At 63.9% G+C, this 12,286-nt stretch carries 9 protein-coding genes and 1 tRNA gene; all 10 read right to left on the reverse strand.

Annotated elements, in window-relative coordinates; genetic code table 11:
• Window positions 1-7: 7 nt before the first annotated feature.
• Complete coding sequence (infB, locus tag OC534_RS08840; RefSeq protein WP_017355938.1) at window positions 8-2,647, reverse strand: translation initiation factor IF-2; 2,640 nt, start codon at window positions 2,645-2,647, stop codon at window positions 8-10.
• 95 nt (window positions 2,648-2,742) lie between these two features.
• Entirely contained in the window at window positions 2,743-4,254 is a 1,512-nt protein-coding gene (gene nusA, locus OC534_RS08845; protein WP_017355937.1) for a transcription termination factor NusA, read from the reverse strand.
• A 4-nt stretch (window positions 4,255-4,258) separates the two neighbouring features.
• Entirely contained in the window at window positions 4,259-4,849 is a 591-nt protein-coding gene (gene rimP / locus OC534_RS08850; RefSeq protein WP_017355936.1) for a ribosome maturation factor RimP, read from the reverse strand.
• A gap of 538 nt (window positions 4,850-5,387) precedes the next feature.
• Window positions 5,388-5,464: transfer RNA gene (locus tag OC534_RS08855), tRNA-Met, on the reverse strand.
• Between the two features lie 126 nt (window positions 5,465-5,590).
• The gene (gene nuoN, locus OC534_RS08860) at window positions 5,591-7,051 is read right to left on the reverse strand and encodes an NADH-quinone oxidoreductase subunit NuoN (RefSeq protein WP_153165180.1); all 1,461 of its coding nucleotides are present in this window, start codon (window positions 7,049-7,051) and stop codon (window positions 5,591-5,593) included.
• Window positions 7,052-7,087: 36 nt separating this feature from the next.
• A complete protein-coding gene (locus OC534_RS08865) occupies window positions 7,088-8,596 on the reverse strand; it encodes an NADH-quinone oxidoreductase subunit M (RefSeq protein WP_017355934.1) in 1,509 nt (502 codons plus the stop codon).
• 23 nt (window positions 8,597-8,619) lie between these two features.
• Window positions 8,620-10,821 carry an NADH-quinone oxidoreductase subunit L gene (gene nuoL / locus OC534_RS08870; protein ID WP_136003218.1) on the reverse strand — a complete coding sequence of 734 codons (2,202 nt, stop codon included), beginning with the start codon at window positions 10,819-10,821 and terminating at the stop codon, window positions 8,620-8,622.
• 7 nt (window positions 10,822-10,828) lie between these two features.
• The gene (gene nuoK / locus OC534_RS08875; protein WP_017355932.1) at window positions 10,829-11,134 is read right to left on the reverse strand and encodes an NADH-quinone oxidoreductase subunit NuoK; all 306 of its coding nucleotides are present in this window, start codon (window positions 11,132-11,134) and stop codon (window positions 10,829-10,831) included.
• Complete coding sequence (locus tag OC534_RS08880) at window positions 11,131-11,790, reverse strand: NADH-quinone oxidoreductase subunit J (RefSeq protein WP_017355931.1); 660 nt, start codon at window positions 11,788-11,790, stop codon at window positions 11,131-11,133. The genes nuoK and OC534_RS08880 overlap by 4 nt, the downstream gene beginning before the upstream one ends.
• A 6-nt stretch (window positions 11,791-11,796) precedes the next feature.
• Window positions 11,797-12,285, reverse strand: a complete 489-nt coding sequence (nuoI, locus tag OC534_RS08885; protein WP_017355930.1) for an NADH-quinone oxidoreductase subunit NuoI — start codon at window positions 12,283-12,285, stop codon at window positions 11,797-11,799.
• Window position 12,286: the final 1 nt, after the last annotated feature.

Below are 12,286 nucleotides of genomic sequence, written 5' to 3' on the forward strand. Positions count from 1 at the left end.
TTCCCCATTACAGGGTACGCGGCACTTCGATACGCTCGAAGCACTCGATCTGGTCGCCCGGCTTGACGTCGTTGTAAGCCTTCACGCCGATACCGCATTCGGTACCGTTGCGGACTTCCTCGACGTTCTCCTTGAAGCGACGCAGCGATTCCAGCTCGCCTTCGAACACCACCACGCTGTCGCGCAGGACGCGGATCGGCTTGCTGCGCTTGACCGTACCTTCGATGACCATGCAACCGGCCACCGCACCGAACTTGGAACTGCGGAACACGTCGCGCACCTGGGCGATACCGATGATCTCTTCGCGGATTTCCACGCCGAGCAGACCGGACGCCACCTGCTTCACCTGATCGATCACGTCATAGATGATCGAGAAGTAACGCAGGTCCACGCCGTTGGATTCGATGATGCGACGCGCGGAGGCGTCGGCACGCACGTTGAAGCCGATCACGGTGGCCTTCGAAGCGACCGCCGAGTTGGCGTCCGACTCGGTGATGCCGCCCACACCGGAGTGGATCACGTTGATGCGGATGTCTTCGTTGGACAGCGCCACCAGTGCCTGGCTCAGCGCCTGCACCGAACCCTGCACGTCGGCCTTGATCACCAGGTTCAGCACCTGCTGGCCATCGCCCTTGCCCAGGGTCGCCATGATGTCTTCCATGCGGCTGCCGGCCGACTGCACCAGGCGCGATTCACGGCGCTTGGTTTCGCGCTGCTGCGCGACGTCCTTGGCCAGACGCTCGTCCTCGACCACGACGAAGTCGTCGCCTGCATCCGGCACGCCGGACAGACCCAGCACCTGCACCGGAATCGACGGACCCGCCTGGTCCGGCTGCTTGCCGGTTTCGTCGAACAGGGCGCGCACGCGGCCATACTGGATACCGCAGACCAGGTAGTCGCCCTTCTTCAGCGAACCCTGCTGCACCAGCACGGTGGCGATCGGGCCACGGCCCTTGTCCAGCGAGGACTCGATGACCACGCCGCTGGCGCGGCCATCGGCCACGGCCTTCAGCTCCAGCAGTTCGGCCTGGATCGAAATCGCGTCGAGCAGGTCGTCGATGCCCAGGCCCGCCTTGGCCGAAATCTCGACCATCTGGGTGTCGCCACCGAAGTCTTCGGACACGACCTGCTCGGTGAGCAGTTCGTTCTTGACACGCATCGGATCGGCGCCGGACTTGTCGATCTTGTTGATCGCCACGATCAGCGGCACACCCGCCGAACGGGCGTGCTGGATGGCTTCCTTGGTCTGCGGCATGACACCGTCGTCGGCCGCCACCACCAGCACCACGATGTCGGTCAGCTTGGCACCGCGGGCACGCATGGACGTAAACGCCGCGTGGCCCGGGGTATCCAGGAAGCTGATCACGCCCTTCGGCGTTTCAACGTGGTAAGCACCGATGTGCTGGGTGATGCCACCGGCTTCGCCCGTGGCGACCTTGGTGCGGCGGATGTAATCCAGCAGCGAGGTCTTGCCGTGGTCGACGTGGCCCATGATGGTGACCACCGGCGGACGTGCCACCGGCTCGCCCTGGTTGCCGCCGGCCAGCGCCAGCAGCGCGTCCTCGGCGTCGTTGGTGTTGGCACGGATCACGTTGTGGCCGAGTTCCTCGGTCACCAGCGCAGCGGTATCGTGGTCGATGGTCTGGGTGATGGTCGCCATGACGCCCATCTTGAACAGCGCCTTGACCACGTCGCCGCCCTTGACCGCCAGCTTCTGGGCCAGATCGGCCACGGTGATGGTGTCGCCGATGGTCACGTCACGCACGATCGGGGCGACCGGACGTTCGAAACCATGTGCACCACCGCCGCTGCGCGACTGGTTGCTGTCGCGACGGCCACCGTGCTGCACGCGCCCGGTCGGACGACCGCGCGAGTTGCTGTTGTTGCCGCGGCGGGCACGATCGGCGGCCGACAGATGCAGCTGGCCGGCAAAGCGGTTGCCGCCATCGTCGTCGCGCTTGGCGCCCGGGCGATTGTTGTTGTTCGAGTTGCGGTCGTCCGCACGCGGTGCCGGACGCGCCGCCGACGGAGCGGACGGACGCGGACCACGGGCCGGCGCATCGGCGGCGGCAGGCTTGGCTGCAGCCGGGGCCGGTGCGGGCGGTGCATTCCTGGCCGCTTCGGCAGCGGCTTCGGCCGCCTTGCGCTCGGCTTCGGCACGTTCCTTGGCGTCGATTTCTTCCTGACGCTTGCGGGCGATTTCTTCGTCGCGCGCACGGTCCTTCTCGGCCAGTGCGCGCTGCTCGTCCAGATTGCGCTGGCGGGATTCCTCCAGCTTGCGCAGGATGTCGGCGCGCTCCTCATCCGGCGTCATCGCCTTGCCACTGCTGTCCTTGGTGTAGGTGCGCTTCTGGCGCACTTCAACATTGACGGTGGTCTTGCTGCGGCCGGCGCTGACGGTCACTTCCTGCAACTTGCGACGGTTGAGGGTGATCTTCTTGGCGGCCTCGTCGGTGCTCTCGACGGGCTGCTCGGTCTTGCCGTGCGAACGACGAAGGAAGCCCAGGAGCTTCACCTTCTCGGTGCTGGTCACGACCTGGTCGGGACCGCTGAACTTCATGCCGGCTTCGGCAAGCTGTACAAGCAGTTTATCGACCGGAGTGTTGACCAGTTCGGCAAGCTTGCGGATGGTGGTTTGCTGCGACATTCGGATCCTATGATCTGGTTGGCGCTCCCTCGAAACGTGCGAAGGCAGCGCGGAGTCTAAGCCCTGATCGGGTCAGGGCACTGTTCATCGCTGGCTCATTCGCCGCGCTCCAAGCGGGCGATCTCCTCGGCTCGGGCGGCCAGGATCAGAGCGGCGGCGCGCTCCTGGTCCAGGTCCTCGATACCGAACTCGAGGATCTCGTCGGCGGCCAGGTCCGACAGGTCCTCACTGGTTCGCACGCCATGACCGGCCAGGGCGTAGGCAGTCGCCTCGTCCATGCCTTCCAGGGCGAGCAGGTCTTCGGACGGCGAACCATCTTCCAGACCCTCTTCCACCGCCAGCGCTTCGTTGAGCAGCGCATCGCGGGCACGGGCACGCAGCTCTTCAACGATGTCTTCGTCGAAGCCTTCCACGGCCAGCAGTTCGCCGACCGGGACGTAGGCGATTTCTTCCACGGTGTTGAAGCCTTCGGTCACCAGGATGGCGGCGATTTCTTCATCCACTTCCAGCTTGTCCATGAACAGCTGACGGGCAACGCCCTGCTCTGCCTCGGACTTGGCGGTCACCTGGTCCTGGGTCATCACATTGAGCTGCCAACCGGTCAGGCGGCTGGCAAGGCGCACGTTCTGGCCGCCCTTGCCGATCGCCTGGGCCAGGCGCTCTTCCGCCACGGCCAGGTCCATCGAATGCTTTTCTTCATCGACGATGATCGACTGCACTTCCGCCGGCGCCATCGCGTTGATGACGAAGTTGGCGGGGTTTTCGTTCCACAGCACGATGTCCACGCGCTCACCGTTGAGCTCGTTGGATACGGCCTGCACGCGCGAACCGCGCATGCCGATGCAGGCGCCGATCGGATCGGTGCGCGCGTCGTGGGCCAGCACGGCGATCTTGGCGCGGTCGCCCGGATCGCGGGCGCAGGCCTTGATCTCGACCAGGCCCTGGCCGACTTCCGGCACTTCGAGCTTGAACAGCTCGATCATGAATTCCGGCGCGGCGCGGCTGATGAACAGCTGCGGGCCACGCGGTTCCGAACGGACCTCGGCCAGGTAACCGCGCACGCGGTCGCCAGCGCGCAGCACGTCGCGCGGAATGCCCTTGTCCTTCGGAATGAAGGCCTCGGCGTTGCCGCCCAGGTCCACATAGATGTTGCCGCGCTCGGCGCGCTTGACCACACCGGTGACCAGCTCGCCAACGCGATCCTTCCACGCATCGACGACCTGCTGGCGCTCGGCTTCGCGCACGCGCTGGACGATGACCTGCTTGGCAGCCTGTGCGGCGATACGGCCGAAGTCCGGGTTCTCGATCTGCTCTTCGATGTAGTCGCCGACTTCAACGCCGTCGGCTTCGTCGATGGCATCCATCAGGCGGATCTGGCGATCCGGGGACTCCATCACCACATCATCGGCCACCACTTCCCAGCGGCGGAAGGTCTCGTAGTTGCCGTCCTTGTGGTCGATCGACACACGGGCCAGCACTTCCTGGTCCGGATAACGCTTCTTCGCGGCCGACGCCAGTGCAGCCTCGATGGCCTCGAAGATCACTTCACGCGGAACGCCCTTTTCATTGGCGACCGCATCCACTACCAGCAAAAGTTCCTTGCTCATTGGCTCACTCCGCGCGCGGCTTCTTGGCCGCCGGCTCGTTGGATGGTTTCTTGTTCGCCTTGCCACCCTGCTTGGGCGCCGGGCCAGTCGGTTTGGTCGGAGCGAGGCCGAGGGCGGCCCAGTCCGGCATGATGCGTGCCTTGTCGATGTTCTCGACATCGGCGGTGAACGGGGCATTGTCGACCTTGAAGGTGACCGTACCCTGTTCCAGATCCACGGCGAGAATCTCGCCCTGCAGACGGCGACGGCCGTCCTGCGGCAGCTTCAGCGTCACCTTGGCGGATTCGCCGATGGCGCGTTCGAACTGCTCACCCGTGAACAACGGACGATCCACGCCCGGCGAGGAAACTTCCAGCGTGTAGTTGGCGCTGATCGGGTCTTCCACGTCCAGCTGCGCGGACACTTCACGGCTGACGCGCTCGCAGTCGTCGATGTTGACGATGCGCTCGGGCTGTTCGGCCAGCGGCACGTCGATGTACAGGCGCAGGGTCGCACCGCCCGGGGCAGTCAGATACTCCACGCCCAGCAGCTCGAGACCCAGCGACTGAACGGTGGGGGCGAGCAGATTCGCGATTTCGGTTGCCTTGTCGCTCACAGTCTGCCTTGATTCGTTGAAAGAGATACTGGCGTGGCCAGTCGCGCCGGCCCAACACCCCTGGCCACATTCCGGAAACAACAAAGGGCCCGCTGGGCCCCTTGTCCGGTACAACTCCGGTCACGCTGGATTCCGGTAGCGGGAACACACGCGGTGCATGTTCCTGCGAGCCCAGCCTTCCGGGGGGTCACGGCGACCTGGTTACAGGGTGCCGTTCCTGGAAGCCGGTAGCGGGCCACATTCACGTCCGTTGAAAGGATGCGCATGAACAGTCCGCCAAGCCACTGATGATAGCCGGTGCACCGCGCTGGTGCAATGGCCTGGGGCGGTTGCAGGGTGGCCATTGCGGAACCTGAACCGGGCAACAGACGAAAGAAGGTCGATGCACAGCCGGCCTCGGGTCATCGACGCACCCGTCCGGCTCCTGCGCCCCTGTGCCCCTGTGCCGCCCCAAAGAAGCGGATTCCAGCAACGAAAAAAGCGACCCCGTTCCCGGAATCGCTTTTTCGTCTACTGCATCTGCATTGCAGATTTTCTGTGGTAGCGGGGGCAGGATTTGAACCTGCGACCTTCGGGTTATGAGCCCGACGAGCTGCCAGACTGCTCCACCCCGCAGCAGTAGCGGATGAGTTGGTTGGCCACCAAGAACGGGAACCTACCGCAACGATATTCTGGCGAAACCGCTGCATCAACAACTCAGGAAACGAATATTACACTAATTGCGCAGTTTTGTATCGTTTTTTACGCAAGATGTGCAAATGCCTGCTGGCACCAGACCATGATCGGGTTCCAGGCCAAGCCGAGCGCCAGCAGCGCCAAGGCATTCACGCCCAGCACCACGCCCAGCACACGGTCGTTGTTGGCCGGCAGCGGCTCGCCCACCGGCTCATCGAAGTACATGACCTTGATGACGCGCAGGTAATAGAAGCAGCCCACCACCGCGCACAACACACCCAGGATCGCCAGCCACAGCATGCCACCGTTGATCGCTGCGCCCAGCACGGCCAACTTGGTCCAGAAGCCCAGGAACGGAGGAATGCCGGCCATCGACGCCATGATGCACAGCACCAGGCCGGCCATCCACGGGTTGCGCGCGTTCAGACCCTTGAAGTCATTGATGTTCTCGGCCTCGAAGCCGCTGCGGGACAGCGCGATGATCGCGCCGAAGCCAGCGGTCGACATGATCGCGTAGCTCAGGGCATAGAACAGCGCCGCCGCGTAGCCCTCCTCGCCACCGCCGGCGATGCCGAGCAGCAGGAAGCCGATGTGCGACACGGTCGAGTACGCCAGCATGCGCTTGAGGTTGGTCTGGGCGATCGCCATCAGGTTGCCGACCACCAGCGACAGTGCGGCCAGGCCACCGATCAGATACTTCCACTCGTCGGACAGCGGGCCCACGCCCACTTCCAGCAGACGGTAGGCCATGCCGAACGCGGCCAGCTTCGGGGCCGAGCTGATGAACAGCGCGACCGGGGCCGGAGCGCCCTGGTACACGTCGGGCAGCCACATGTGGAACGGGGCCGCGCCCAGCTTGAACGCCACGCCGGCAATCATGAAGACCGCGCCGGTCAGCAGCAGCATCTTCTCTTCCGAATGCGGAATCGCCGCGTGGATCACGTCCAGGTGCAGCGAGCCGGTGGCACCGTAGATCAGCGACATGCCGTACAGCAGCAGACCGGAGGCCAGCGAGCCCAGCACGATGTACTTCATCGCCGCTTCGGAGGCCAGGCCGTTCTCACGGTTGCTGGCCACCAGTGCGTAGGAGCACAGCGCCAGCAGTTCCAGGCCCAGGTAGACCATCAGCAGGCTGCCGGCCGAGACCAGGATCATCATGCCGGCGGTGCCGAACAGGATCAGCACCGGAATCTCACCCTGGAACAGCTTGCGCTCGCGCAGGTAGCTCCAGCCGTAGACCAGGGTCAGGCCACTGCAGAGCACGATCACGGTCTTCATCACGTCGGCCGCGGTATCGCGGACAAACATGCCGTGGAACACCTCGCCCTGCCCGCCCACGCCGGTGGCGAGCATGAACAGCACCACGCCCAGCGCGGCGACCGAGAACAGGTGGGTCCAGATCTTGTTCTTTTCGCTGATGAACAGATCCAGGATCAACAAGGTGAAGGCGCTGCCAATCAGCACCAGCTCGGGAGCGAGCGGCGGCAGGTCGGCGGCGGTCAGTGGCAACAGCGGCGAGGTGGTCATCATCAAATCCTGGAATCAATACTCTCGACGGCCCGATTACAGCAGCTTGCTGGATGCGATCTGCATCGCCAGCTTCGCGATCGAGGGCTCCATCAGGTCGGTCAGCGGCTTGGGGTACAGGCCCAGGGCAAGCGTGCCCACGGCAAACACACCCAGCACCAGCCACTCGCGACCGTTGATGTCCTTCAGTTCGGCGACATGGGCATTGGCCACTTCACCGAAGAACACGCGCTTGTACAGCCACAGCGTATAGGCCGCGGTGATCACCAACGTGGTGGCCGCGCCCAGTGCCAGCCACGGATTGCGCTGGAAACTGGCCATGATGATCATGAACTCGCCGACGAAACCGCTGGTACCCGGCAGGCCCGCATTGGCCATGAAGAACAGCATGGCAAAGGTGGCGAACCACGGCATCACGTTGACCACGCCGCCGTAATCGGCGATGCGGCGGCTGTGCATGCGGTCGTACAGGACGCCGACGCAGGAGAACATCGCACCCGACACGAAACCGTGCGAGACCATCTGCACCATCGCGCCCTGCAGGCCCAGACGCGCGGCGTCCGGGTTGCCTGCGTCGCGCACCAGCCACAGGGCGATGAAGGTGCCCAGCGTGACAAAGCCCATGTGCGCGATCGACGAATACGCGATCAGCTTCTTCATGTCGTCCTGCACCAGGGCGACCAGGCCGACGTAGATCACGGCGATCAGCGACAGGGCGATGACCAGCCACGCCCATTCCTGCGACGCGTCCGGGACGATCGGCAGGTTGAAGCGGAGGAAACCGTACCCGCCGATCTTCAGCGCGATGGCGGCCAGGATCACCGAACCGGCGGTCGGCGCTTCCACGTGGGCATCCGGCAGCCAGGTGTGCACCGGGAACATCGGCACCTTGACCGCGAAGGCGATCAGGAAGGCGAAGAAGATCCAGGTCTGCTCGGCAGCCGACAGCTGCAGCTGGTACAGGTCGGCCAGCTGGAAGCTGCCGCCCTTCAGGTACAGGTAGATCAGCGCCACCAGCATCAGCACCGAGCCGAGGAAGGTGTACAGGAAGAACTTCATCGCCGCGTAGATGCGACGCGGGCCGCCCCAGACGCCGATGATCAGGAACATCGGGATCAGCATCGCTTCGAAGAACACGTAGAACAGCATCGCGTCGGTCGCGGCGAAGATGCCGACCGTGACGCCTTCCAGGATCAGGAAGGCGGCCACGTACTGGTTGACGCGCTTGTCGATCGCGCTCCAGGCACCGATCAGCGCGAGCACCGAGACCAGCGTGGTCAACAGGATCAGCGCGATGGCGATGCCGTCGACGCCAAGGTTGTAGCCGATCTTGTAGGACGGGATCCAGGCGCGGGTTTCGACGAACTGCAGCGCGTCGTTGGCCACGTCGTAGCCGCTGAGCAGCGACAGGCTGGCCACGAAGGTCAGCACCGCCACGCCCAGCGACGCCCAGCGGGCGGTTTGGGCGTCACGGATGGCAAGGATCAGGGCACCGCCGATGATCGGCAGCCAGATGAGAACACTGAGTAGGGGCCAGTTCGACACGTCTTCTTATTCCGTACAGGTCATCAACGCAGGTAATGCATCAGGACGCCCAGGAGGGCAATCAGGCCGATGATCATCGCGAAGGCGTAGTGATAGAGGAAACCGGATTGGGTGCGACGCAGCAGGTTGGCCGCCAGATCGATCAGGCGTGCCGAACCGTTGACCACCACACCATCGACGACATTCGTGTCGATCGCGCGCGAAACCTTGCCCAGCTTGATGCCGCCACCGGCGAAACCGCCGATCCAGAGCTTGTCGAAACCGTACTTGTTCTCCAGCACCGACACCAGCGGCGCGAAGGTCGTGCGGGCCTTGCCCGCCAGCTCCGGCTTCCACAGGTAGAACAGCACCGCCAGCAGGAAACCGGCCACGGTCAGGAAGAACGCAGGCGCCATCATGCCGTGGATCGCGAAGGCGACCGGACCGTGGAACTCTTCGGCCAGCGCACCGATGGTGTCGCGCGCCGGGTTGTAGAAGTCGACGATGCCGGTGAAGAACGAATGCACCTGGCCCGGGATGGCATGCTCGGCGTGGTCGCCCGACCAGCCGGTGCCGTACAGCATCGGACCGATGCTGAAGAAGCCGATCACGATCGAGGGAATCGCCAGCAGGATCAGCGGCAGCGTGACCACCCACGGAGCCTCGTGCGGCTCGTGCGGACCGTGGCCGTGACCGTGGTCGTCATGGTGTGCATCGGCAGCGTGCGCGTCGGCAGCAGCGTGATGGTCGGCATGGGCCGCATGATGATCGTCATGGCCGTGACCGTGGTCGTCATGCGCATCGCGGAAGCGTTCCTTGCCGTGGAAGGTCAGGAACAGCAGACGGAAGCTGTAGAAGCTGGTGACGATCACGCCACCCAGCACCGCCCAGTAACCGTAGGTCGCCACCCAGCTCGACGACACGTGCGCGTGGTGCTGCGCGGCCTCGATGATGGTGTCCTTGGAGTAGAAGCCGGAGAAGAACGGCGTACCGACCAGGGCCAGGGTGCCGATCCACATGGTCACGAACGTGACCGGCAGGTACTTGCGCAGCCCGCCCATCCTGCGCATGTCCTGCTCGTGGTGCATGGCGATGATCACCGAACCCGCGCCGAGGAACAGCAGCGCCTTGAAGAAGGCGTGGGTCATCAGATGGAACACGGCGGCCGAGTAAGCCGACACGCCCAGCGCCACGGTCATGTAGCCCAGCTGGGACAGCGTGGAGTACGCGACAACGCGCTTGATGTCGTTCTGCACGATGCCGATCAGGCCGGTGAAGAACGCGGTGGTGGCACCGATGAACAGCACGAAGTTCAGCGCGGTCTGCGACAGCTCGAACAGCGGCGACATGCGGGTGACCATGAAGATGCCCGCCGTGACCATCGTGGCGGCATGGATCAGCGCCGAGATCGGGGTCGGGCCTTCCATCGAGTCCGGCAGCCAGACGTGCAGCGGCACCTGGGCCGACTTGCCCATCGCACCGATGAACAGGCAGATGCAGATGATGGTGGCGATCGACCAGATGACCGGCTCGTTCATCAGCTGGTAGCTCTGGCCGAACAGGCTGATCGAACCCGACCACACCTGCAGCGCCATCTCCGGCTGTGCCAGCAGCGGGGCATTGGCGAACACCGTGGCGTAGTCCAGGGTGCCGAACACCCACATCACACCGGCGATGCCGAGGATGAAGCCGAAGTCGCCGACGCGGTTGACCAGGAACGCCTTCATGTTGGCGAAGATCGCCGTCGGGCGCTTGAACCAGAAGCCGATCAGCAGGTACGACACCAGACCCACCGCTTCCCAGCCGAAGAACAGCTGCAGGAAGTTGTTGCTCATCACCAGGGTGAGCATCGAGAAGGTGAACAGCGAGATGTAGCTGAAGAACCGCTGGTAGCCCGGGTCATCCTGCATGTAGCCGATGGTGTACACGTGCACCAGGAACGACACGAAGGTCACCACGACCATCATCATGGCGGTCAGTTTGTCGACCATGAAGCCGACATGGGCGGAATAGCGGCCCACTTCGAAGAACGTGTAGACGTTTTCGTTGTACGGCTGGGCGCCGCCCCACAGCAGCATGTACAGGACATAGCTGGAAAGGACGCAGCTCACTGCGACGCCGAGGATCGTGACCGCCTGCGCGCCAGCGCGACCCACCTGGCGACCGAACAGGCCAGCGATGATGCTGCCGAACAGCGGTGCAAGCACCACTGCGATCAACAGACTCTTGGAGAGAGTGATTTCCATCTACGGATCAGCCCTTCAGCGAATCGACTTCGCCGACATTGATGGTGCGGCGGTTACGGAACAGGGTTACCAGGATCGCGAGGCCGATGGCGGCCTCGGCCGCGGCCACGGTGAGGATGAAGAAGACGAACAGCTGTCCGGCCGTGTCACCCAGTTCCCGCGAGAACCCGACGAAATTGATGTTGACCGACAGCAGCATCAGCTCGACCGACATCAACAGCACGATGATGTTCTTGCGGTTGAGGAAGATGCCGGCAAGGCTGATGCAGAACAGCAGCGCGCCCAGCGCCAGAATATGGCCGAGGGTAATCATGGCTTGGCCTCCTCGTCGCTCGACGGCTTGGTAACGGTGTGCACCAGCGGCTTTTCCGCGTCCATCTTGACGATGCGCAGGCGATCGCTGCCCTTCACCATCGTCTGCAGGGACGGGTTCTGGGTCTTCAGGCCGCTGCGACGACGCAGAGTCAGCATCACGGCGGCAACCACGGCCACGGTAAGGATGACGGCAGCGAACTCGAACGGCAGCAGGTACTCGGTGAACAGGCTGCGGGCCAGCCAGGTGATGTTGGAGGTGTCGGCGGCCAGCGCGGCGGCGTTGTCGGCCGGGAACGGATTGACCGCCCTGCCCTTCACCCCGATCAGCACCAGCATCTGCACCAGCATGGTCACCGCCACCACCAGCCCGATCGGCAGGTAACGCACCCAGCCCTCACGCAGGTTGGAGGCGTCGATGTCCAGCATCATCACCACGAACAGGAACAACACCATGACCGCGCCGACGTACACCAGCACCAGGGCCACGCCCAGGAACTCGGCGCCCACCAGAATCCAGATACAGGCCACGGAGAAGAAGGTCAGGATCAGGCACAACACGGCATACACCGGATTGCGCACGCTGATCACCGCCGCAGCGGAGATGCCCGCCACGATGGAGAAGACCCAGAAAGCGATATTTACCCAATCCATCATTCGACCTCAGCGGAAAGCGGCATCGGCGGCGCGACGCTCGGCGATCTCGGCTTCAAGCCGATCACCGATGGCCAGCAGCTGCGGCTTGGTAACGATGTTCTCGCCACGATTCTCGAAGTGGTACTCGAGGATGTGGGTCTCGACGATCGAGTCCACCGGGCAGCTTTCCTCACAGAAGCCGCAGAAGATGCACTTGAACAGATCGATGTCGTAGCGGGTGGTGCGGCGGGTGCCGTCCTCGCGCTTGGCCGAGTCGATGGTGATCGCCAACGCCGGGCACACCGCTTCGCACAGCTTGCATGCGATGCAGCGCTCTTCGCCGTTGGGGTAACGGCGCAGCGCGTGCAGGCCGCGGAAACGCGGCGACTGCGGGAACTTCTCCATCGGGTACATCAGGGTGTACTTCGGCTTGAACGCGTACTTCAGGGTCAGCCACAGCCCCCCGAGCAGCTCGAGGAGCAGCAGGCTTTTGAAGTAATGGGTAATTCGATTCATC

Origin of the sequence: Stenotrophomonas sp. Marseille-Q5258 (assembly GCF_946900935.1) — a bacterium.
GTDB classification, from domain to species: domain Bacteria; phylum Pseudomonadota; class Gammaproteobacteria; order Xanthomonadales; family Xanthomonadaceae; genus Stenotrophomonas; species Stenotrophomonas nematodicola.

Bases quoted from the DNA above. Each gene is read 5' to 3' on its own strand.
- nuoK (WP_017355932.1), bottom strand. From the start codon at position 11,134: ATGATTACCCTCGGCCATATTCTGGCGCTGGGCGCGCTGCTGTTCTGC.
- nuoI (WP_017355930.1), bottom strand. From the start codon at position 12,285: ATGAATCGAATTACCCATTACTTCAAAAGCCTGCTGCTCCTCGAGCTG.
- nuoN (WP_153165180.1), bottom strand. From the start codon at position 7,051: ATGACCACCTCGCCGCTGTTGCCACTGACCGCCGCCGACCTGCCGCCG.
- infB (WP_017355938.1), bottom strand. From the start codon at position 2,647: ATGTCGCAGCAAACCACCATCCGCAAGCTTGCCGAACTGGTCAACACT.
- nuoL (WP_136003218.1), bottom strand. From the start codon at position 10,821: ATGGAAATCACTCTCTCCAAGAGTCTGTTGATCGCAGTGGTGCTTGCA.
- OC534_RS08880 (WP_017355931.1), bottom strand. From the start codon at position 11,790: ATGATGGATTGGGTAAATATCGCTTTCTGGGTCTTCTCCATCGTGGCG.
- nusA (WP_017355937.1), bottom strand. From the start codon at position 4,254: ATGAGCAAGGAACTTTTGCTGGTAGTGGATGCGGTCGCCAATGAAAAG.